This is a genomic window from Pseudomonas gebzensis, assembly GCF_034427815.1.
Taxonomy (GTDB): Bacteria; Pseudomonadota; Gammaproteobacteria; order Pseudomonadales; family Pseudomonadaceae; genus Aquipseudomonas.
The window spans coordinates 77,596-99,904 of sequence record NZ_JAXQNS010000009.1 but is presented as its reverse complement, the minus strand read 5'-3'; the positions used below and the strand labels follow the sequence as shown (position 1 = coordinate 99,904).

General features: G+C 64.9%; 18 protein-coding genes and 1 pseudogene. 7 read left to right on the top strand and 12 right to left on the bottom strand.

Features of this window, described 5'->3' with window-relative positions; all coding sequences use genetic code 11:
* Positions 1-24: 24 nt before the first annotated feature.
* Genes hemL through SJI00_RS17175 form a run of 3 tightly spaced genes read right to left on the bottom strand, consistent with a single transcriptional unit; the run spans position 25 to position 2,764 of the window.
* A complete protein-coding gene (gene hemL, locus SJI00_RS17185; RefSeq protein WP_322462899.1) occupies positions 25-1,308 on the bottom strand; it encodes a glutamate-1-semialdehyde 2,1-aminomutase in 1,284 nt (427 codons plus the stop codon).
* Between the two features lie 17 nt (positions 1,309-1,325).
* Complete coding sequence (gene thiE / locus SJI00_RS17180; RefSeq protein WP_322462898.1) at positions 1,326-1,949, bottom strand: thiamine phosphate synthase; 624 nt, start codon at positions 1,947-1,949, stop codon at positions 1,326-1,328.
* A 17-nt stretch (positions 1,950-1,966) separates the two neighbouring features.
* The gene (locus SJI00_RS17175; RefSeq protein WP_322462897.1) at positions 1,967-2,764 is read right to left on the bottom strand and encodes a hydroxymethylpyrimidine/phosphomethylpyrimidine kinase; all 798 of its coding nucleotides are present in this window, start codon (positions 2,762-2,764) and stop codon (positions 1,967-1,969) included.
* A 459-nt stretch (positions 2,765-3,223) separates the two neighbouring features.
* On the opposite strand from SJI00_RS17175, the pseudogene SJI00_RS17170 reads away from it, so the two are divergent.
* The 3 genes and pseudogenes from SJI00_RS17170 (at position 3,224) to SJI00_RS17160 (ending at position 7,055) form a co-directional block, all read left to right on the top strand.
* Positions 3,224-4,880: pseudogene (locus SJI00_RS17170) on the top strand (acyl-CoA dehydrogenase family protein).
* Positions 4,881-4,955: 75 nt separating this feature from the next.
* Entirely contained in the window at positions 4,956-6,419 is a 1,464-nt protein-coding gene (gene amn, locus SJI00_RS17165; protein ID WP_322462896.1) for an AMP nucleosidase, read from the top strand.
* 6 nt (positions 6,420-6,425) lie between these two features.
* A complete protein-coding gene (locus SJI00_RS17160) occupies positions 6,426-7,055 on the top strand; it encodes a pseudouridine synthase (protein ID WP_322462895.1) in 630 nt (209 codons plus the stop codon).
* A 215-nt stretch (positions 7,056-7,270) separates the two neighbouring features.
* On the opposite strand, the gene SJI00_RS17155 is transcribed toward SJI00_RS17160, so the two are convergent.
* Entirely contained in the window at positions 7,271-7,474 is a 204-nt protein-coding gene (locus SJI00_RS17155; protein WP_322462894.1) for a DUF2788 domain-containing protein, read from the bottom strand.
* A gap of 63 nt (positions 7,475-7,537) precedes the next feature.
* Complete coding sequence (locus SJI00_RS17150; protein ID WP_312937191.1) at positions 7,538-8,014, bottom strand: Lrp/AsnC family transcriptional regulator; 477 nt, start codon at positions 8,012-8,014, stop codon at positions 7,538-7,540.
* Between the two features lie 547 nt (positions 8,015-8,561).
* Here SJI00_RS17150 and SJI00_RS17145 point away from each other — a divergent pair.
* Positions 8,562-9,404, top strand: coding sequence for a DUF6515 family protein (locus tag SJI00_RS17145; RefSeq protein ID WP_322462893.1), 843 nt, complete (start codon positions 8,562-8,564; stop codon positions 9,402-9,404).
* A gap of 379 nt (positions 9,405-9,783) precedes the next feature.
* Positions 9,784-11,175 carry a D-serine/D-alanine/glycine transporter gene (gene cycA / locus SJI00_RS17140; RefSeq protein WP_322462892.1) on the top strand — a complete coding sequence of 464 codons (1,392 nt, stop codon included), beginning with the start codon at positions 9,784-9,786 and terminating at the stop codon, positions 11,173-11,175.
* A gap of 177 nt (positions 11,176-11,352) precedes the next feature.
* Here the strand turns inward: cycA and SJI00_RS17135 are convergent, their stop codons facing one another.
* Together SJI00_RS17135 and SJI00_RS17130 are read right to left on the bottom strand one after the other, a co-directional pair.
* On the bottom strand, positions 11,353-11,652 hold the full coding sequence (locus SJI00_RS17135) for a hypothetical protein (protein ID WP_322462891.1): 300 nt from the start codon (positions 11,650-11,652) through the stop codon (positions 11,353-11,355).
* Between the two features lie 753 nt (positions 11,653-12,405).
* Positions 12,406-13,878 (bottom strand): hypothetical protein, encoded by a 1,473-nt coding sequence (locus SJI00_RS17130; protein WP_322462890.1) that lies wholly within the window; start codon positions 13,876-13,878, stop codon positions 12,406-12,408.
* A 161-nt stretch (positions 13,879-14,039) separates the two neighbouring features.
* On the opposite strand from SJI00_RS17130, the gene SJI00_RS17125 reads away from it, so the two are divergent.
* On the top strand, positions 14,040-14,555 hold the full coding sequence (locus tag SJI00_RS17125) for a GNAT family N-acetyltransferase (protein ID WP_322462889.1): 516 nt from the start codon (positions 14,040-14,042) through the stop codon (positions 14,553-14,555).
* Between the two features lie 247 nt (positions 14,556-14,802).
* Here the strand turns inward: SJI00_RS17125 and SJI00_RS17120 are convergent, their stop codons facing one another.
* Both SJI00_RS17120 and cbpA read right to left on the bottom strand, forming a co-directional pair.
* Positions 14,803-15,108 (bottom strand): chaperone modulator CbpM, encoded by a 306-nt coding sequence (locus SJI00_RS17120; protein WP_322462888.1) that lies wholly within the window; start codon positions 15,106-15,108, stop codon positions 14,803-14,805.
* Between the two features lie 2 nt (positions 15,109-15,110).
* A complete protein-coding gene (gene cbpA, locus SJI00_RS17115; protein ID WP_322462887.1) occupies positions 15,111-16,058 on the bottom strand; it encodes a curved DNA-binding protein in 948 nt (315 codons plus the stop codon).
* Between the two features lie 163 nt (positions 16,059-16,221).
* On the opposite strand from cbpA, the gene SJI00_RS17110 reads away from it, so the two are divergent.
* Positions 16,222-17,493, top strand: coding sequence for an Hsp70 family protein (locus SJI00_RS17110; protein ID WP_322462886.1), 1,272 nt, complete (start codon positions 16,222-16,224; stop codon positions 17,491-17,493).
* 450 nt (positions 17,494-17,943) lie between these two features.
* Here the strand turns inward: SJI00_RS17110 and SJI00_RS17105 are convergent, their stop codons facing one another.
* The 3 genes from SJI00_RS17105 to SJI00_RS17095 form a co-directional block, all read right to left on the bottom strand.
* Entirely contained in the window at positions 17,944-19,314 is a 1,371-nt protein-coding gene (locus SJI00_RS17105) for a PepSY-associated TM helix domain-containing protein (protein WP_322462885.1), read from the bottom strand.
* Positions 19,315-19,719: 405 nt separating this feature from the next.
* Positions 19,720-21,783, bottom strand: a complete 2,064-nt coding sequence (locus SJI00_RS17100; RefSeq protein ID WP_322462884.1) for a TonB-dependent copper receptor — start codon at positions 21,781-21,783, stop codon at positions 19,720-19,722.
* Between the two features lie 64 nt (positions 21,784-21,847).
* A complete protein-coding gene (locus tag SJI00_RS17095) occupies positions 21,848-22,309 on the bottom strand; it encodes a DUF2946 domain-containing protein (protein WP_322462883.1) in 462 nt (153 codons plus the stop codon).

Sequence of the window (22,309 nt, the reverse complement as noted above, 5' to 3'; positions counted from 1 at the left end):
TGCCCCGGCACGCTGGCAGCGTGCTTACTTGAGCGCCGCGAACGCGCGCTCGGCGGCGTCCAGGGTGATTTGCAGCTCGGCGTCACCGTGGGCGATCGAGGTAAAGCCCGCCTCGAATGCGCTCGGCGCCAGGTACACACCGCCTTCGAGCATCAGGTGGAAGAACTGCTTGAAGCGCTGCGCATCGCTGGCCATCACATCGTCGAAGGTGACGATGTCATCGGCGCCGCTGAAGTACAGCCCGAACATGCCACCGGCCTGGGTGGTGACGAACGAAATACCCGCAGCATCGGCACGTTGCTGCAGGCCATCGAGCATGCGGCCGGTGTAGGCGGTGAGTTCGTCGTGGAAACCCGGCCGGCTGATCAGGCGCAGGGTGGTCAGGCCGGCAGCCATGGCCAGCGGGTTCCCCGACAAGGTGCCCGCCTGATAGACCGGGCCCAGCGGCGCGATGCACTCCATGATGGCGCGCTTGCCGCCGAAACAGCCGACCGGCATGCCGCCGCCGACGATCTTGCCGAAGGTCGACAGGTCCGGGGTGATGCCGTAATGGCCTTGGGCGCCGCCGAGCGACACACGGAAACCGGTCATCACTTCGTCGAAGATCAGCACCACGCCGTGCTTGTCGCACTGCGCACGCAAACCTTCGAGGAAGCCCGGCGCCGGCGGCACGCAGTTCATGTTGCCGGCTACCGGCTCGACGATGATGCAGGCCACGCTGTCACCGACTTCGGCCAGGGTCTTTTCGACTTCGGCCAGGTCGTTGAAGGGCAGGGTCAGGGTGTGCTTGGCGAAGTCGGCCGGTACGCCCGCCGAGCTGGGAACGCCGGACGTCAGCAGGCCGGAGCCGGCCTTGACCAGCAGGCTGTCGGAGTGGCCGTGGTAGCAACCTTCGAACTTGATGATCGCATCGCGCCCGGTGTAGCCACGGGCCAGGCGGATGGCACTCATGGTCGCCTCGGTGCCGGAGCTGACCATGCGCACCATTTCCATCGACGGCACGATCGAGCAGACCAGATCGGCCATCTCGGTTTCCATGGCCGTCGGCGCGCCATACGACAAGCCGTGCTGCAACTGCTTGCGCACCGACTCAAGCACGTCCGGATGGCCGTGGCCGAGGATCATCGGGCCCCAGGAACCGACGTAGTCGACATAGCGCTTGTCGTCTTCGTCGACCACATAGGCGCCTTCGGCATGCTTGAAGAACAGCGGGGTGCCGCCCACGCTGCGGAACGCGCGCACCGGCGAGTTGACGCCGCCGGGGATGTGTTTCTGGGCTTGGGCGAACAGGTCTTCGGAACGGGACATGGACATACTCTCTTGAATCAGGAAGCGAACAGGGCGTTGAAGGCGCGCGCGCGGCGGGTCACAGCCTGCGCATCGTCGGCACCGAACAGGCCGTGGATGACCGCCAGCAGGTCGGCGCCATGGGCGACCAGCGGGGCGGCGTTGTCGAGGGTGATGCCGCCGATCACGGCGATGGGCAGAGTCAACTGAGCACGCGCCTGGCTCAACAGCTCAGGGCTGGCCGCCGGCGCGCCGGGCTTGGTGACAGAATTGAAGAAGCGGCCGAAGGCAACGTAGCTGGCGCCTTCTCTGGCCGCCTGGGCCGCGAGGTCGACACTGGCGTGGCAGGTGGAACCGATCACGGCGTGCCGGCCCAGCAGGGCTCGGGCCGGGGTCAGCGGGCCGTCGGTCTGGCCCAGGTGCACACCCACGCCCAGACGGGCGGCCAGCTCGGCATCGTCATTGATCACCAGGTGGGTACTGTAGCGCTCGCACAGACGCAGCAACGCTTCGGCTTCACGCAGGCGGCGGCTGGCATCGTCGCTCTTGTCGCGGTATTGCAGCAGGCACACACCGCCATCGAGCGCCGCTTCTACATAAGGCAGCAAGCGCCCGGCCAGCAGTTGGCTGTCGGTGATGGCATACAGGCCGCGTAGGGTCATGGTGGGCCTCGTGTCGGTCAGGAACAGAAATCCAGGGGCAAGCGGCGCGGTACGAACTGGCCACGGCCGAGCTGCTCGGCGTCACGCAGGGTGCGCCAGGTGTAATCCAGCGCACTGGGTACGGCGCTGTGCAGTTGCTCACCAAGGGCCAGCCGACCGGCCAGGGCGCTGGCCAGGGTGCAGCCCGAACCGTGGTAGCTGCCGGGCAGACGCTCGCAGGTCCAGGTCAGCGGCTCGCCATCGCGGCGGTACAGACGGTTGTGGATCTGCGCTTCGTCGCCATGCCCGCCGGTGATCAGCAGGTTGCGGCAGAACGGCAGCAGTACCTCGGCGCATTCATCGCTGCTGCCCTCGGGCAGTTCGGCCAGGATACGGGCTTCGGGCAGGTTGGGCGTAGCGATCAACGCCAGGGGCAACAGACGCTCACGCAACGCATAACCGACCTCGTCCTTGCCCAGCCGACCACCGCCGCCCGCGCGCAGTACCGGGTCGCAGACCAGCGGCAGGTGCGGGTGGGCGCTGAGCAGTTCGGCGACGGTGTCGACCATGGCGATCGAACCGAGCATGCCGAGCTTGACCGCTGCGACCTCAGAATCGCTCAGCACGGCGTTGGCCTGGGCGAGCACCCATTCACGGTCGAGCACGCGAAAGTCAGAGACATCCACGGTGTTCTGCACGGTCAGCGCAGTGACGGCCGGGGCGGCGTGACAGCCCTGCGCCAGCAGGGCTTCGATATCTGCTTGCAGGCCGGCGCCGCCACTGGGGTCGTGGCCGGAGAGACAGAGGACAACAGGGCGGGAGCTGTAGATAGTCATGGTCGGCGAGCTTACCACCAAACCGCCTGGCGCGAATCGGGTGGCGGCTATTGTGCGGCGTGCGTGCGTGCGCAGAGCCGATCAGTACGCCGGTACTTCGTGCGCAGTGCCAGGGTTCGACCATCAAGGCCAAGCGTGTGACCTCCTCGCCCTGCTCACCTGGTCCAATGCAGGCGAGCACCGCGCCTGCCTCTGCGCGGCTGGGCCGCTGGCGAAGCTCGGCAACCCGGCGTCTGCGATCGTTTTCGCCGGGTGCAATCTTCGTTCGATGCCCGTGAACCCCTGCCCACGCTGCACGTACCCACCCGGCGGAAGATCAATGCGGTGCTGGCGGGTAGCTTCTGCCCACGCCTGCTGGCAGGAACGCGCGGCAATCGGGCCGATCCACCCCGTTGACGCCTCCCGTGGCACTGCTTCACTGGCAGGAGTGCACACGCCATCGCCGTTCAGGAGCGCGCCATGAACCTGCATCAGTTCGCCGAAACCCACGAGGTCACCAACCAGCCTGCGCCGCTCGATGGCCTCAACCTGTACCGCATCGACCTGCCCCTGCGGCAGTGGTCGCGGCGCATGGGCGCAGGCTGGGCCGAGGCGCGTCTCGATACGTACGGCGCGCTGGCGGGCGGGCCGTTGATGGCCGCAGGCTTTCTGGCCGAGGCCAACCCCCCGCAGTTTCACAGCCATGACCGTTATGGCCATCGCCTCGACCTGGTCGAGTTCCACCCGGCCTATCACCTGCTCATGCGCACGGCCGTCGAGCACGGCTTGCCGTCGCTGCCCTGGGCCGAGCCCCAGCCTGGCGCGCACGTGGCGCGGGCGGCGATGACCTACCTGCACAGCCAGGCCGAGGCCGCCAGCGGCTGCCCGCTGACCATGACCTTCGCCGCCGTGCCCGCGCTGCGCCGCCAACCGGAGCTGGCGGCGTACTGGCTGCCCAAGGTGCTGGCCCGCGACTACGACCCACGCAATGTCGGCGACCGGCACAAGACCGGGGTCACGTTGGGGATGGCCATGACCGAGAAGCAGGGCGGCAGCGACGTGCGCGCCAACACCACGCGGGCTTGGCCGGTCGGCGAGCGCGGCCCCGGGCAGGCGTATGAATTGCTCGGGCACAAGTGGTTCTGTTCAGCGCCCATGTGCGATGGCTTCCTGACCCTGGCGCAGACCGAGCAGGGCCTCAGCTGCTTTCTGCTGCCGCGCCACCGCCCCCGACGACACGCGCAACGAACTCTACATCCAGCGCCTCAAGCACAAGCTGGGCAACCGCGCCAACGCGTCGTGCGAAGTGGAATTTCGGGGTGCGCTGGCGTGGATGCTCGGTGAAGAAGGGCGCGGCATCGCCACGATTCTCGAGATGGTTGCCATGACCCGTTTCGACTGCATGGTCGGCTCCAGCGCCCTGATGCGCCAAGCCCTCACCCAAGCCACGCATCACTGCGCGCACCGCCGCGTGAGCGGGCGACTGCTCAGTGAGCAACCCCTGATGCAGAACGTGCTGGCGGACCTGGCGCTGGAAAGCGAAGCCGCGCTGGCTCTGAGCCTGCGCATGGCCCAAGCGCTTGACCAGCCAGGCGACGCGCAGCAAGCGACCTTCGCCCGCCTGATGACAGCCGTGGGCAAGTACTGGATCTGCAAGCGGGCGCCGGCCATGATCAACGAAGCCGCCGAGTGCCTGGGCGGGGCCGGCTATATAGAAGACAGCATTGTGCCGCGGCTGTACCGCGAGGCGCCGGTCAACTCCATCTGGGAAGGGTCTGGCAATGTGCAGTGCCTGGACGTGCTGCGCGCGCTGTCCAGGGAACGGGGTGTTCAGGACGCGCTGTTCGCCGAGCTGGGCGATGGCCACGGCAGCACAAGCCTCACGGCGCACATCGAACGCCTCAAGGAGGCGGTCGCCGATCCGGACGATTTGCCCTACCGCGCTCGCCAACTGACCGAAGACATCGCCTTGGCCGTGCAGGCCAAACTGCTGTTGGAAAGCGGTGAGGCAGGGGTCAGCGATGCTTTCATCGCCAGCCGCCTGGGCGCTGTCGGACGCGTCTACGGCACACTGCCCCGGGCTCTCGACGCCTCAGCGCTGGTGGCCCGGGCCACGCCGCTGGCGCCGATCGAGTAAGCGCAGACACGGGGATGTATTTCCCGCTCAACCGAGGCAAGATGTTTCTCTGCATGTCCAGACAGGAAGCACAGTGTGAGCCACGCGTTTGAAGTCGTAGATACTCCCGAACAGGCCGTCGAGCGTCTGGCGGCCCTGCATCAACAGGCCACCGGGGCCCTCAGCCAGGCCCTCAAGCGCTACCTCAAGGACCGAACCGAACCGAGCGCCAGCGAGCGCGCGCTGTATCGCTACCCGGCCATCCGCCTGACCTACGCCAGCCAGGGCGAAGTCGCTGCCACCACCCGCGCCTATGCCAAGGTTCAGGTGGACGGCGTGTACAGCGTGACCGTGACCCAGCCCGAAGCCTTCCGCAGTTACCTGCTCGACCAGTTGCAACCGCTGATGAACGACTACACGGTGACCGTGGAAGTCGGCATGAGCGAGCAGAGCATTCCGTATCCCTACGTCGTCGACCAGGGCGACGAGCTGGCCGGCAGCGGCATCACGGCCGCAGCACTGGCGCGGGTCTTCCCCAGTACCGACCTGTCCGCCGCCACCGACGACATCGCCGATGGCCTGTGGGACTGGGGCAACGCCGAAGCCTTGCCACTGGCCCTGTTCGACGCCGCCCGCGTCGATTTTTCCCTGCGCCGCCTGGTGCATTACACCGGCAGCGACTGGCGCCACGTGCAGCCGTGGATTCTGCTGACCAACTACCACCGCTATGTCGACCAGTTCATCGCCCACGGCCTGGAGCAACTGCGCGAGGATGCGCGCTTCGTGCGCATGGTGCTGCCCGGCAACGTGATCATCGACAAGGCCATGGACGAGGTGCAGACCCAGGCGCTGGTGGCCAGCGTGGTCTGGCACCGTTACCAGATGCCGGCCTACCACCTGATCGCCGCCGATGGCGATGGCATTACGTTGGTCAACATCGGTGTCGGCCCGTCCAACGCCAAGAACATCACCGATCACCTGGCCGTGCTGCGTCCACACTGCTGGCTGATGATCGGTCACTGCGGCGGCCTGCGGCAGTCGCAGACCATCGGCGACTACGTGTTGGCCCACGCCTACATGCGCCGCGACGGCATTCTTGACCGTGTGGTGCCGCCGAATATTCCCATTCCTGCGCTGGCCGAAGTGCAGATGGCCTTGCAAGAGGCTGCTGCAACCATCACCGGCGAGCATGGCGATGAGCTGAAAAAACGCCTGCGCACCGGCACTGTGCTGACCTACGACGATCGCAACTGGGAACTGCGCTGGGCGCAGGAACGGCCGCTGATCAACCTGTCCCGCGCCGTGGCAGTGGACATGGAAAGCGGCACCATCGCCGCCCAGGGTTATCGCCTGCGGGTGCCGTACGGCACCTTGCTGTGCGTGTCCGACAAACCCCTGCACAGCGAGATCAAGCTGCCCGGTTCGGCCAATGCCTTCTACAACCGCGCCGTGAGCCAGCACCTGAAGATCGGCATCGCCGCGCTGGACCTGTTGCGCACCCAGCTCGACTCGCTGCACTCGCGTAAACTGCGCAGCTTCGACGAGCCGCCGTTCCGCTGAGGTTTCATGCCCTTGCCACCCCGTTCCACCCCGCGCCGCCAGGCGGCGCGGCCTGCTCCCGTACGGCGCCAGCCCAAGGCGCCGCCTGCCGAGCCGCGCTTGATCCTGTTCAACAAACCCTTCGACGTGCTGACCCAGTTCAGTGACGACCAAGGGCGCGCGACGCTCAAGGACTTTCTCGACATCCCCGGTATCTACCCCGCCGGGCGGCTTGACCGTGACAGTGAGGGCCTGTTGCTGCTGACCAACGATGGTCGTTTGCAGGCGCGCATCGCCGACCCTAGACACAAGCTGCCGAAAACCTATTGGGTGCAGGTCGAAGGGGAGGTGAGCGAGGCGCAGTTGCAGCAATTGCGCGACGGTGTGCAGCTCAATGACGGGCCGACCTTGCCGGCCCAGGCGCGCCAGCTCGATGAACCGACACTATGGCCGCGCACGCCGCCGGTGCGCTTTCGCAAGAGCGTACCCACCTGCTGGCTGGAACTGATCATCCGCGAGGGGCGCAACCGCCAGGTGCGGCGCATGACGGCGGCGGTCGGGCTGCCGACCTTGCGGCTGGTGCGGGTACGGATCGGAGATTGGACGCTTCAAGGGCTGGAGTCGGGCGCGTGGCGTGAAGTGCCTGCCCCGCGCTAGGGTCGTTGTGAAACAGGTCTGCGCGAAGTCCAGACAAGGCCGGTGGCGGCCCCGATTCAACGCAGTATGGGCGAGTGCAGACCTATGTCAGACAGCGCTTGAGGCTGTATAGGCTCTGGAGGAAAAGCCTTGGGACTCGTTCAAGCTGGGTGTTCACCTGGCCTGCGCTTCGTCTCAAGCCCCTGCAAACAGGTCGAAAGTGCCTGAGCACAGCGTCAGCCCCCTTCGATCACCGCCACCGCCACACTCTTGATGACGAACGCCATCACCCCGAGCCCCAGCACGACAAACAGGATCAGTGTGCCGAAGCGGCCGGCCTTGGACTGCTTCGCCAGGTCCCAGACGATGAAACCCATGAAGCCGATCAGCAGGCTGACCAGGCTGATCATCATCCACTCTTCGAATACTGCCGGGTCCATCGCAACGCTCCGTCAGGTGGGGGGCGGCCGGCGAGTATACGCCGAGCGGCCGGCAGCCAGTGCTCAGCGCAGGTGGGTCAGCGGCATCTCGGTGCTGGCCAGCACCTGGTTGAGCACGAAGCTCGAGCGCACGCTGGTGACGCCTTCGATACGGGTCAGGCTGCCGAGCAGCAGCTTCTGGTAATGGTCCATGTCGGGCACTACGACCTTGAGCTGGTAGTCGGCGTCCATGCCGGTGACCAGGCTGCATTCGAGCACCTGCGGCAGGCTGCGGATGACCGCCTCGAACGTCTCGAAGCGTTCCGGGGTGTGGCGGTCCATGCCGATCAGCACGTAGGCCGTGAGGCTCAAACCGAGCTTTTTGCGATCGAGCAGCGCGACCTGGCGCGAGATGTAGCCGTCGTCTTCGAGCTGCTTGACCCGCCGCGAGCACGGTGAGGGCGACAGACCGATGCGCTCGGCCAGCTCCTGGTTGGAAATGCGCGCGTCACGCTGCAATTCAGCGAGGATGCTCAGGTCGTAGCGGTCGAGCTTGCTCATGTCAGGGGCCTTTTCTTTTCGGATTGCGGCGAATTATCGATTAATGGGTAAAAATTGCGCAAGCGCTATTTGTATCAGCAATATTAGCAATCATCTGCCGGTTCGCCTGCTCTATTGTTATCAACAGAATCACTGCCCGGACAACAGTCCACAGCGAGGCGCCCCAGACGGGGCCTCGCGGCCAGGCCATCCAACAGGATCCGCCAGGCCCCCGGGCTACACCGAGTCCAGAAGACCCGGTGAGGTGAGCCGGCGTTACCCACGTCGAGCACGGACAACCATTCGAGAGGGAGGCCCCAGCGGTCTCCCTTTTTTATGCGTGGTAGTGACTGAGGCCTTTGCTCGCGGTGTGCGGGGGCGTGAGCGCGGCGCTGAGTTGCCGGGGTGGCCAGGGCAAGGCCTCCAGATAGGCCGCCTGCAGCACTTGATCGGCATCGAGGGCGGCACTTCGCCGCGTCTTGCCCTGACGAAGACACCGCTCGTACAGAGCCTCGGCTGCAGCGTAGACTCGACAGCGTTTTCGCAGCCGATGCTTGAGGGCCATTGCATGAAGTCAGGATTCGGCCAGTGGGCCAGTGTGGGGATGCTGTGCATGAGCCTGGCAGCCAATGTATTGGCTGAGGCGCCGCTGCCAGGGCCGGGGCCGGCTGGCGAGGCTGGCATGGGCCGTTCGCCGCTCAATGCTCGCGACGAGGTACGGCAGACTCAGCCGCCGCGCACCGGCTATTACCAGGACATTCCCCGCCGCGACGGTGATTACCGCCGTTGGCAGGCGGGCGGCCCTGGGCAGCGCCCGGGCGGCGACTGGCCGGGGCGGCCGCATGGGCATGGCGATGGATGGGGCGGCGGCCCGCAGTATCGGCCCGGGCACCGGATTGATGGGTTCGACGAGCGCTACTGGAAAATTCCTTATCAGGGGCAGGATTACTTCTACTCCGCTGGCTACTGGTATCGCCCGTATGGCCGGTCCTACGTGGTGACCACACCGCCTTACGGCCTGCGCGTCGATGGGTTGCCTGACTACGCGCAAGAAGTGTCGCTCAATGGGCAGCCGCTGTTCATCGTCTCGGGCGTGTACTACCAATACGTGCCCGGCAGTGGGCAGTACGTGGTGGTCGATCCGAATGCGCCGCGGCCAACCTCGCCCGGGCTGCCTCGGCCCGCGCCGGGCCAGGCGCCGACCATCAGTGCGTATCCGGTGAATGGGCAAAGCCCCCAGCAGCAGGAGCAGGACACCTACGATTGCTACCGCTGGGCGGTGAGCCAGTCGGGTTTCGATCCAGGCAACGCGCCGTATGCGCCGGCGCCGCAGGTGTTGCAGGCGTATCAGCAGACACTGGGGGCGTGTTTGCAGGCGCGTGGTTATCAGTTGCAGCCGACTGACCGTTAGCACACCGCAGCGCCGCCCATCGCGGTAGTACCGGAGCGCCGGACCGTCCGCTCCTACCCGACCGCGCGCTCCTGAAGCATCCCGTCGGCAGCCAACGCGGCCCCTGTGGAGCGACCGGTCCGGCGCTCCGGTACTGCCGCGATGGGCGGAAAAGCCCTCCCAAGACTGCGACCCTGGTTTACCCGTCATCCAAGGTGCCTTGATAAGCCCGGCCAAGCCGCCCCCATCCAGGCACCCCTGACTGACCAGGAACAGTTGCTACAACCGCCACCTGCACCGCATCACTCGTGTCGATCTGTCGCGCTACGTCTGGGTAACCGCGTGGTAGCCTACGCGGCTACGTCTCAGCAGAAGACGGCCTCCCAATGGAATGCAGACCATGACCCGGACCACTGAAAATCCGCCTGACGATCAACACCTGCAACGCAACCTGACCAACCGCCACATCCAGCTCATCGCCATTGGCGGCGCCATCGGCACCGGCCTGTTCATGGGCTCGGGCAAGACCATCAGCCTCGCCGGCCCATCGATCATCTTCGTCTACATGATCATCGGCTTCATGCTGTTCTTCGTGATGCGGGCAATGGGCGAGTTGCTGCTGTCGAACCTCAACTACAAATCGTTCATCGACTTTTCCGCTGATCTGCTCGGCCCCTGGGCCGGCTATTTCACCGGCTGGACCTACTGGTTCTGTTGGGTGATCACCGGCATTGCCGATGTCATCGCCATCGCCGCCTACTCGCAGTTCTGGTTCCCCGACCTGCCGCAGTGGATACCGGCGCTGACCTGTGTCGCCGTACTGCTGTCGCTGAACCTGGTCACGGTGAAGATGTTCGGCGAGACCGAATTCTGGTTCGCCATGATCAAGATCGTCGCCATCCTCGGACTGGTTGCCACGGGCCTGTACATGGTCATCACCGGTTTCGAGTCGCCGAGCGGACGCACCGCGCAACTGGCCAACCTGTGGAACGACGCGGGCATGTTCCCGCATGGCCTGATGGGCTTCTTCGCCGGCTTCCAGATCGCCGTGTTCGCCTTCGTCGGCATCGAGCTGGTGGGCACCACGGCAGCGGAAGCGAAGAACCCCGAGCGCACCCTGCCGCGGGCGATCAACTCGATTCCGATCCGGATCATCGTGTTCTACGTGCTGGCGTTGATCGCCATCATGGCAGTCACGCCCTGGCGTGACGTGGTGCCGGGCAAGAGCCCGTTCGTCGAGCTGTTCGTGCTGGCCGGCCTGCCGGCGGCGGCGAGCATCATCAACTTCGTGGTGCTGACCTCGGCGGCATCGTCGGCCAACAGCGGCGTGTTCTCCACCAGCCGCATGCTCTACGGCCTGGCCCAGGAAGGTGACGCGCCCAAGGCGTTCGAGAAGCTGTCGCGCCGCGCGGTTCCGGCCAACGGCCTGCTGTTCTCGTGCATCTGTCTGATGCTGGGCGCGGTGATGATCTATCTGGTCCCGGATGTGGTCGAGGCGTTCACGCTGGTCACCACGGTGTCGGCGGTGCTGTTCATGTTCGTCTGGACGCTGATCCTGCTGTCGTACCTGACCTACCGCAAACAGCGCGCCGCGCTGCACGAGGCGTCGAAGTACAAGATGCCGGGTGGCCGGGTGATGTGCTACGTGTGCCTGGCGTTCTTCGCGTTCATTCTGGTGCTGTTGAGCCTGGAGGCTGATACCCGCTCGGCGCTGGTGGTCACGCCGATCTGGTTCCTGGTGCTGGCGGTGACGTATCGGTTCGTGCGCAGCAAGCGGCCGGTTAGGCGCTGATCGAAAGCCAATGAAGGGCGCTCTTCGAACAGGAGAGCGCCCTTCTTCACGTCCGCTACTGGCCACCCTGCCGTGCGACACGGCCTCGATCAGGGCCAGCCCTATCGCTAACGGATGCCCCGTGGATAGCCAATAAAAGGCGCTCTTCTCACACGAAGAGCGTCTACTTCATCTGCGCTATTCGGCCTCGAAGCCCTGCAACACGGCTTCGGTCAAGGCCAGGCCTTTTTCAAGCGAATTCTCCGTCGCCACCAACAGGCTGCGCAGCGGTTCGGCCGCTTTTTCCAGCGCCATGGCGTTGGTTTCGTACGCCGCCTTCAATGCCGCCACGGCACACACCAGCGCATCCTCGCTATCGACACCCTCACGCACCGCGAGTATCGGGGCGTGGGCGTGATTGCAGGTGCCGAAGTGGGAAATGGCGGTCACTGGACGGGATTTGCGGAGGGTGATGTTGACCGGCGATTCATGGTTCATGGCTGCACCTCTCGATGAAAGGTGACGACGTCAGCAACTACGAACGGTGGGTCTGGAACGATCTTCTTGAACATGGTGCGTTTCCTTACGGCCTTCTGAAGTGTATCTCCGCGCCCACACGCCAATATGGGTGGACGGAGCCGTGTGGGTTGGCGTGCCGGTCAGAAGGTCCGGTGAGCCCGAAGGCTCCCGCACACGGCTCCGCCCATAACGGGTACAGCCATGCAGGGCACAACGATCGCAAGTGCGATGTGCCCAGTTCTGACAACGGGACGCCAATCCCGAACCGCAGAATCTACTGCGGTGCGGCACGGTACTCAAGTCTCCGAAGCGTGTCAAAACGTTCGCCAACCCGTGTAGGAGCGGCTATTGCCGCGATGGGCGGCGCAGCCGGCCTGGTTCAGGCGCCGCGAAACAGCAGGTGAATAGAGGTGCAGCTATGGGGCGGCTGCGCCGCCCAATCGCGAGCAAGCTCGCTCGTACAAGAGGGCGCGGTAGGGTGGATGGAATCATTCCAGCAGAAGGCCGACACCCGCGCGGCGCTGGTGGTGACCCTGATCTGGTTTTTGCTGTGGGCAGTGGCTTATCAGTGCGTGCGTCACGCGCGCAAACCTCGCCAGCCAACGCCCCGCTCAACGGATCGTCAACCGATCGATGCGGGGATAGCAGAGAAAGCGATCGCCAGCGGCGGGACAATTGATGCCCCGCGCCTGTTTCGACCCGCGCCGTGGAACTGGCTTCAACGCGGGCGCCTCAGCTGCGCACCGAGAGGCTGACCAAGATCGGCCTAGACCAAGATGGGTCGTTTGAGTCGATCGCTTCGAGCTCGAGCACCCCGTTGTACCAGCCGGTCGGCAGGTGCGGATTCTGCGCGGGGTCATAGTTCAGCAACAGATCGAAGGCACCGCGAAAGTCGGGATGGCAGATACTGGTCGAGTTCATGATTGTGCGACCACAATTGCCGGCCTCTTTCTGAGCTGACAGATTGACGGTGTAGGTCTGACCATTCTCCGCCTTCAGTGGCACCCGCAGCGTGGTGAGGGGGTACCGGGATGCGGTCAACTGCATTGGGCCTATTTCAGTCGAATGCGCTACGACACCCGAGCGAGTGGACGTCGGCTTGGTGGTGACCCTCAGTCGCTGCTCACCCTGGCCGGACAGCACGATCATCCGCTCCCCGTCGAAAGCCGGGCTATAGCCCTTCAGCCTGCCCGCCTGCTCTTTCCAGAGCCGCGCCATGTCCGCCGTTGCCGGGTGACCGAGCGCAACGCCATCGAGACGGACGGCTGGCGTCGAGTAGTAAGGCAATTGATTCCCACACAAATGCGTGCTGCGGTCTGAGTCCACCTTGTGGCCATGCTTGTAGTTATCGCCTGCCTCGGGGTAGCAGTGCCCGCCGCCGACGTTGTGCCCGAGCTCATGGCGAAACGCCAATGGGTAGTGAATGCTGTTGACGCTGCTCCAGCCTGGTAGATAGGCCAGTCCTGCGTAATCGCCCTTAACGTAGTAAGCCGCATTCACATCGTGTCGATAATCTGACCGCAAGGCGTCCATGGCGTTCTGGGTTGCCCGCAAGCCAGGACTGTCGACGCCACGGTCCTGTGCGGTCACCACGATCCCGGCAAGATCGAGGGTGATGTTGCCGATGTCAGAGTTGCGCAGCCCACTGTTGACGGTTTGCAACTGCGCGAGGGCGAATGCGACTGGGTCGCTTGCCAGCACGTCCAGCGCCTGAGTGGAGAAGGTCACCAGTACGTCGATGCCACTGTTGGCCGAGGTCGAAGCAGAGGGCTGTGCCGGGGTTTCGGCAGCGGGCATTGGCGCTGCCAGCATGTCGGATTTAAGGTAATCGTAGTCAGGCTCTGCGAGGAAGCGTCGCTTGCCCAGCGCATCGACCAGCAGCAGCCCGCGCTTGCCGGGTCTGTCAATGATGGCCGTCAGCGCGCCCGAAGGTGAGCGCACCATCACCAGAGCACCTGCCGGCGTATCATGGGTGCCGGTCAATAGACCGCTCTCGACCAGGTAGCCATCGTTGCGTAACGTGCGCTGTAGCGGTGCAATCTTGTAGTCGCCCACATCCTGCTGATAGAGGCGGGTATCGATGGAGGTCGGCCGGACTGGCTGAATCGGCCCAGCGAGTCGCGTGGACGGTGGCGTCTGCAAGTCAGAGGTGGCACACCCTGAGACAAGCAGCGCAAGTGCGCCTGCCCAGGTGGTCTTACGCAAGGTCGTCGAACAACGTGCTGGCATGGTTGGAATCTCCCGGTGGTCAGACACAACAAGTGTCTGTACGGTGAGCGATCCAACCTCTTCCTGTAACTATCAACACTGTCAGGGGCGGCTGCCAGATCGGTCGTCCCCTTGGCAAACTCCCGTGAGCAGCATTTATGAACGTTTGCCTTCGCCATGCCGTGTCAGACGACCTGCCCGGCATCCTCGCCATCTACAACGATGCGGTGCTCAACACCCTGGCCATCTGGAACGAAGCACCGGTCGACCTTGCCAATCGCCAGGCCTGGTTCGAGGCGCGTCGGCAGCAGGGTTATCCGATCCTGGTCGCGGTGGATGACACGGGTGTGGTGGGTTATGCCTCGTTCGGTGACTGGCGACCCTTTGAAGGCTTCCGCCTGACCGTGGAGCATTCGGTCTACATCCGCCAGGATCAACGAGGAAAAGGCCTGGCGCCACGCCTGATGGGCGAACTCATCGAACGCGCCCGCGCCTGTGGCAAGCATGTGATGGTCGCGGCCATCGAGAGTGGCAATACCGCTTCGATCCGCTTGCATGAGCGCTTGGGATTTGTCGTCAGTGGGCAAATGGCCCAAGTGGGGGTGAAATTCGGGCGCTGGTTGGACCTGACGTTCATGCAACTGCAGCTCGACGCGCAGCCCATACCGTCCTGAACAGGCAGCGGCCTGTCCATGACGGCAAGACTGACTGCCATTGGATCGCTCCCCAGGCAGGGCATCATCGAGCGCCGGTCAGTTCCAGGGGGAGCGCGGCTGGCGCTCTGGTCGATCCGCGAGGGCCGCAGCGCCGGTCCAGTCCTGTCGAGCTTCGCAGCGCCTGCACTGGGCCTGCTTTGCACACCCTCGCAGGTGAGCCCGCTCTTCTAGCCTGAAATCTCCGGCACCGGGGTATCGGCTGTTTTCACACTTGGGTGAAACGCCCAAGCTGCTGGCGCAGCCTGCTGTTCTCGGTACGCAACTGCCGCACCTCGTCGAGCAGTTCCAGCGCCAGCGCCACGCCTTCCCATTCCAGTTGCAGCTGCTGGTGCAGCTTGACAGCGCGCCGGGTGAGCAGTGGCGCCTGATCGTCGAACAGCCAGTCCTGCGGTGTTCGACCCCGTGGTTCGACGATGCCGTGTTCGACGATTTCGATCACGTAGTCGGCCGAGACATCGGCTTCACGGCAAAGGGTAGGCATGTCCAGTTGCACGATCAGGGTGCTGCTCATGGTCACTTGCTCCAGTTAGCCCTCGGGTCGAAGGCGGCCTGTTCGGAAAGCTGGGTCCACAGTTCACGGGTGGCGGCGTCGGACTGGCTGGGCATCACCACCTTGAGCTGCGCGTAGAGATCACCGCGCTCGCCCTGCTTGGTGGTCAGGCCCATGCCTTTGACGCGCAGGCGCTGACCGCTCTGGCTGTCGGGGCGGATGGTCAGGTTGATCTTGCCGGTGAGGGTCGGGACTGCGACCTTGGTGCCCAGTGCGGCCTCCCAGGGGGCCAGCGGCACGGTGATGATCAGGTCATGGCCTTCGACATCGAACTGTGGGTGCGGCGCCAGGCGAATGGTCATGAACAGGTCGCCATTGGCACCGCCGCCCAGACCCGGCGCGCCTTGGCCCTTGAGGCGAATGCGCTCGCCGTCGGTCACACCGGCAGGGATCTTCACGTTGAGCGTTTTGGTGGTGAAACCGGTGCGCTGGCCCATCGCGTTGCTCTGCGGCACCTGGAAGCTGACCTGCTTGGACTCCTTGCTCAGGGTTTCCTCCAGGAATACCGTCAGCTCCAGTTCCACGTCCTGCCCTCTGCGCCCGCTGCTCTGCTGCTGTGCGCGACCGAACGGGCTGCCGCCACGGGAACCGAACATCGAACTGAAGAAGTCGGAAAAGTCGTTGTTCTCGAAGCCGCCGCCACCGCCGCGATTTTCCCAACCGGGCGGTGCCTGGAAAGGCCGACCGTGCTGGCCGCCGTATTTGCGGATTTCGTCGAATTCGGCGCGTTTCTGGGCATCACCCAGCACTTCATAGGCCTCGTTGGCCTCTTTGAATTTGTCCTCGGCGTCGCGTTCCTTGCTGACATCCGGGTGATATTTGCGCGCCAGCTTGCGATAGGCGACCTTGATGGCCTTGTCATCTGCGGTCGGCTCAACGCCCAATATCTTGTAGTAGTCTTTGAAGTCCATCCAAGGGTCACCAATGTGAAGTTACGTATTGCAACTGAAGATAAGGCCCAAGGATAGCCGTTCAAGGCCTGCTTGGGCGCTTCTTGCAACGGATGGCCGGTCTTGATTTAGCTGTCGACTCGCATACACTGCGCGGCCGTTTTGCCTCCGGAAGCTTTTCCTCATGTCTGACCTCTCCCCGGCCCGCGCCTGCGGCATCGACTTCGGCACCTCCAATTCCACGGTCGGCTGGCACCGTCCGGGCGTCGATTCGCTGATCGTACTGGAGGACGGCAAGATCACCCTGCCTTCGGTGGTGTTCTTCAACCTTGAGGAACGGCGTCCGGTGTACGGCCGCCTGGCGCTGCACGAATACCTCGAAGGCTATGAAGGGCGCCTGATGCGCTCGCTCAAGAGCCTGCTGGGTTCCAAGCTGATCAAGCACGACACCAGCGTGTTGGGTACCGCCCTGCCATTCAAGGACCTGCTCGGCATGTTCATCGGTGAGCTCAAGCAGCGCGCCGAGGCCAATGCCGGGCGCGACTTCGAGCACGTGGTGCTGGGCCGCCCGGTGTTCTTCGTCGACGAAGACCCGGCTGCCGACCAGGAGGCCGAAGACACCCTGGCCGAAGTCGCGCGCAAGATCGGCTTCAAGGACGTGTCGTTCCAGTACGAGCCGATTGCCGCCGCGTTCGACTATGAAGCCAACATCAGCAAGGAAGAGCTGGTCCTGATCGTCGACATCGGCGGCGGCACCTCCGACTTCAGCCTGATCCGCCTGTCACCGCAACGCCATCTGCTCGAAGACCGCCACAGCGACATCCTCGCCACGGGCGGCGTGCACATCGGCGGCACCGATTTCGACAAGCAGCTCAGCCTGCAAGGGGTGATGCCGCTGTTCGGCTACGGCAGCCGGATGAAAAGCCAGGCACTGATGCCGACCAGCTATCACCTGAACCTCGCCACCTGGCACACCATCAACGCGCTGTACTCGAAAAAATCCCAGCTGGCCCTGGCCAGCATGCGTTACGACATCGAGGACACCCAAGGCATCGACCGCCTGTTCAACCTGATCGAACAACGCGCCGGGCACTGGCTGGCGATGGAAGTGGAAGCCAGCAAGATCGACCTGACCGAACGACCTGCGCGGCGTATCGACCTGAGCCGGGTCGAGCCGCAGCTGAGCGCCGAGCTGACCCGCGAACTGTTCGAAAGCGCCATCGACGGCCTCCTGGAACGGGTGCGCGGCAGCGTGCGTGACTTGCTGGCCAAAGCGGGGGTGAGTGAACAGCAGGTGGACACGGTCTTCTTCACCGGAGGTTCGAGCGGTATTCCGGCGCTGCGCAACAGCGTGGCGGCGATGCTGCCGAATGCTCGGCACGTGGAAGGCAACATTTTCGGCAGCATCGGCAGCGGCCTGGCGATCGAAGCGCGCAAGCGCTATGGGGCTGTCTGAAGCCACGCACTCTGGAGCGCCCTGATCCTTGACGGCTTGCACCCCCCGCGTGGACAGCGGGTGAATGGGCGGTCGCCGCTTTGGCCCGGCGTTGCCGGCCATCGCGGCGAACCGTAGCGCCGGACCGGCCGCGTTTACACGGCCTGCGGTGGGCGGGTCCAGGCGCTGTCCTGCCTGCGCCTCATCTTGCAACGAAACGCGGTCTAGGTCGTAGGCTGTTGCCGCGCTGGCCGGCAAAGCTAGTCCTATCCAAGCGCCCGCGATGACAGGTCGATAAAGGTCGCAGCCGCTAGGGCGGCGGTTGCCGCCCACCGCGGCAATCGCCGCTCACAGGGTGGCGTGTAGGCTTCGGCCTTGGGTCTGCGATTGGGTTTCAACCGGTGAGTCACTGCTGCCGGGACTGGGTTGGCGCAGCGTGCCTGCGAACCTGACCGCTCGGACCCAGCGCGCCTATGACGTTCTCTGACCGGTCAGGGCCTGTCGGCGTACCACCAGGGTATCCACAACCCACAGCACCAGCATCGACACCCCCACCAACGGAAACACCACGCCCAGCACCACCATTACGCCCACCGCCACCTTCCAGCGCGGCAGATCATGGCGCAGCGGCGGTACGCCCAAGCCGCCCGTGGGGCGACGCTTCCACCACATCACCAGCCCGCTGACCGATCCCAGCAGGATCATCAGGCACACCAGCAGCACGATGATCTGGTTCAGCGTGCCGAACATCATGCCTTCGTGCAGTTTCACGCCCAGCTCGGTGGCGCGCGCTGCGGTGTTGTAGTCTTTCCAGCCGACCTGGGCCAGCACCCGGCCGTCGTACTGGTCGATGTGCAAGGTGGCGTCGCGGCGCGGATCATCGGCGAACACCGAGACGGTAAAGACGCCCTCGGCCGTGGTCGGCAGCGTGATGCTGTAGCCCGGCTCGATGTGCTGGGCGGTCGCGATGTCCTCGACCTGTTGCAGGCTCACCAAGGGTGCTGCCGGCCCGCTCGAGGGCATGGCATGGCCCATGTGCTCGGCGTGGGCACCGGACTGGGGCAGCGGGGTGTTTTCCACCGCCCAGGGCACGGTCTGGCGGTGCGGCTGATTCAGTTCGCCAGCCTGCTGGGTGGATTTGGGCACGTCGGTCCACATGGCTGCGGGGAAGCGGTTCCACAGCTCGGCGTATTGCTTGCCCCACAAGCCGGTCCAGGTCATGCCGCTGAGCAGCATCACCAGCAGCAGCCCCGCGCCCCAGAAGCCGCTGACCGCATGCAGGTCGCGCCACAGCACCCGGCCGCTGGCGCCCTTGCGCAGCCAGAACACACCGCCGCGTCGGCCCCGTGGCCACCACAGGTACAGACCCGAGACCACCAGCACGATGCCCCAGCCAGCGGCCATCTCGATCAGCCGGTCACCCAGGGTGCCGATCATCAGCTCGCTGTGCAGCGCGCGGGCGATGGCTTGCAGGTTGCGCTTGCCATCCTGCTCGCCCAGCACGGTGGCGCGGTACGGGTCGACGAACACATTCAGCTCGCGCCCGCCGTCGTGCACCACGAACTGCGCGCTGCGGGTGGCGGTCGGTGGCGGCAGGTACTGGCCGACATGGCCCTGTGGATAAGCCTGCTGCACCGTCGCCAGCAGGTGATCGGCGTCATGCCGGTGATGGCCGGCGTCGACCACCATCAGGTCGCGGTACAACAGTGGATCGAGCTGCGGCTTGAACAGGTAGATGATCCCCGTCAGCGCCAGCAGGATCATGAACGGTGCGACGAACAGCCCGGCGTAGAAATGCCAGCGCCAGGCCAGGGAATAAAAGGAGGTACGGGGTGTACGCAAGAGAATCTCCAAGGCGCGGCATGAGGCGCGGTGCAGCCCAATCGCTGGGCCTTCATCACCACGCTTCACGCCACGCAAAACTGCATCAGATCAGATCAAGGGCGCGGCCTTGGCCGCCCCCGTCGTTGTTATTGGCAATGCCGTCGCTGCCATGGCGCAATGGATCACGCCGTTGCGGGCCATGCCACGATGGACCCCGTCGTTGTGGCCATTTCTCGATGAGCCACGCCGCTGTGGGCCCTTTCGCGAGGGACCCGGCCGTCGTTGCCATGGCGCAATGGATCACGCCGTTGGCGGCCGTTCGCGAGGGACCCTGCCGTTAGGGACCCCTCGCGATCAATCGCATGGTCGAGGCCACGCGGCGAGAGGCCATCGCGCAAGGGCACCGCGTGACGGGCCGCAGGCTCAGAAGCTCAGATCCACCTTGGTCCATAGCGTGCGGCCCGGTTCGTTGATCGCCTGTGGGTCTTGCGCCGGGTAACCGAAGCCTGCGTTGCCAGCCAGGTTCAGGTGCTCGGAATAGGCCTTGTCGAACAGGTTGTCCAGCCCCGCGCTGAGCTTGAGGTTGGCATTGACCTTGTAGGCGCCGTTCAGCGAGAAGACGCCGAAGCCGCTGCTTTTGTCGTAGTCCTTGCCCACCACGTTGCCTTGATCGATGGCCACGCGGTTTTGCGCACTCGCCAGCCGCCAGAGGCTGCCGACGCTCCACTGATCGCGGCTGTAGGTCAAGCCCAGTCGGCTTTCCAGGGACGGCATCTGCGGCAGCGCGCGGCCATCGCTGCTGTTCTTGCCCCAGGCGTAGGCCAAGGTGGCATCGGCCTTCCAGCGTTCGCTCAGTGCGTAGGCTGCACCCAGCTCACCGCCCATCACCCGTGCATCGATGTTTCGCGCCTGGCTGGTGGGCCCCATCATGCCGGGGGTGTAGTCGAACAGAATGTAGTCGCGTACCTGCCCGACATAGCCGGAGGCCCAGGCATCCAGGCGCTCGCCTTGATACTGGATGCCGAAATCCAGTTGCGTGGTCTTCTCAGGTTTGATCGCCTCGAAGGCATTGACCGAGCCCGCCGGCCCCACCTTGGGCGAGAACAGCTCCCAGTAATCGGGGAAGCGCTGGGCGTGGCCCAGGCCGATGTAGGTGGTGGCGTTCAGCGCGCTGAGGTCGTGCTCGTAGCGCACGAAGCCACTGGGCAGGGTGTCGGCACGGGTAGTACCCGAGGTGGCGATGCCCTGGCGGAAATCCTTGGCCGCGGCGCGATCCAGGCGCGCGCCGGTGATCAGCCGATCCTCGTCGCTGGCGTACCAGGTCAGCTCGCTGAACGCACCGTAGTTATGGAAGTCGGCGTCCTTGGTCCAGGGCTGGGCCTTGTGCGCATCGATACCCATGCCGCCGCGCTTGCGGTGTTCGTTGGTTTGCGCGTCCAGGCCGCTGATCAGTTGCACGTCGGCCCAGCGCCAGGTGGCTTTGATGCGTGCGCCGAGGGTGCGGCGGTCGACGTTGCTGACCATCGGCATGCCCATCATGCCGCTGCCAGAAGGCCGGCGCAGGCTGTAGTTGTCCATCACGTGGTCGGCGTAGTTGTAATAGATCTGCGCTTCGAGCTTGTCGAGTACCTCGCCGAGGTTGGACTTTTCCACGCGCAGGCCGAGGCTTTCGCGTTTGAACTGCGAGCCGTCCATGCCGCGCCCGGCGTAGCGTGATTCTCCATCGCCCTTGCCGGCGGTCAGCTCTACCAAGGTGTCCTGGTCGGGTGTCCAACCCAGCGCCACATCGCCGTTCCACTTGTCCCAGCGCGACGGCACGCTGTCGCCGTGGCCATCGGCGTAATCATCGGAGCGCGACTGGTTGCCGACGAAACGGGCATAGCCCTCGGCATTGCCGCCGGCGGCATCGAGCACCTTGTCGAAACGGCCGTTGGAGCCGGCCAGCAGGCTGGCATTGACCCGCCCGCCCAGTGCGCTGAACTGCTCGGGTTCGCGGTCGAAGAGGACGGTCCCGGCCGAGCCGCCCGGGCCCCAGATCACGCTTTGCGGGCCTTTGATCACGGTCAGGCGGTCGTAGGTTTCCGGGGCGATGTAGGAGGTCGGGGCGTCCATCCGGTTGGGGCAGGCGCCCAGCATCACGCCACCATTGGTGAGGATGTTCAGGCGTGACCCGAACATGCCGCGCAGCACCGGATCGCCGTTGGTGCCGCCGGCGCGAATGGCGGAAAAACCCGGGATGGTTTTCAGGTAGTCGGCGCCGTCGCTGGCCGGTACGGGCTGGCGTGGGTCTTTGGGGTTGGTGGTAATGGTCAGTGGCGAGCTGGGCGCCACGGCGGTGATCACCGTCGGGCTGAGCTCGGCGGGTGTGGCGGCGTGCGCGCTGTGGTCCAGGTCAGCGGCCATGGCCACGGGCGCGATCAGTGAACCGCAGAGCAGGGCGATGCTGCCGCGCAGGGAAAGGGCGGATACGGGGGTGTAGCCGGACATAGGAATTCCAGTCGATCAGTCATGGGAGGGCGCGAAGCTCGGTAGCCTCGGGCGGTAAAGATGTTCAGACGATCGAAAGGAGGGGCGGCGCCCGGCTGCGGGCACCGGGGAAGAAGGCCTCACGGCCATGGCCGGTGCGCACGCGAGCGGCCAGGTGCAGCGGCGGCGGCACAGGGCCGAGGGTGAGTGGGCTGAGGGTTTGCGGCAGCGCCGGGCAGTTGAACAGCAGGCTGCAATAGCCGCACTTTTCCCACAGCACATGCAGCTGGCCGTCGTGTCCGGCGCCGTGCCCGGCATGCGCGCCAGGGCCCGGTGCATCGGCCATGGACATGTCCATCGTGCCCGCCATGGACATCGGCATGGGCATGCTCATCGACATGCCGGCGTGATGATTCATCGGCATCGACTGGGAAACCAGCGGGCCGATGAAGATCATCCACATGGCGAACAGGCTCAGCCAGCCGCCACCGACGCGCCTGCGGGCAGGGCGGGTGGAGCGGCGGGGCCTGTGGCGCGAAAGGCTCAT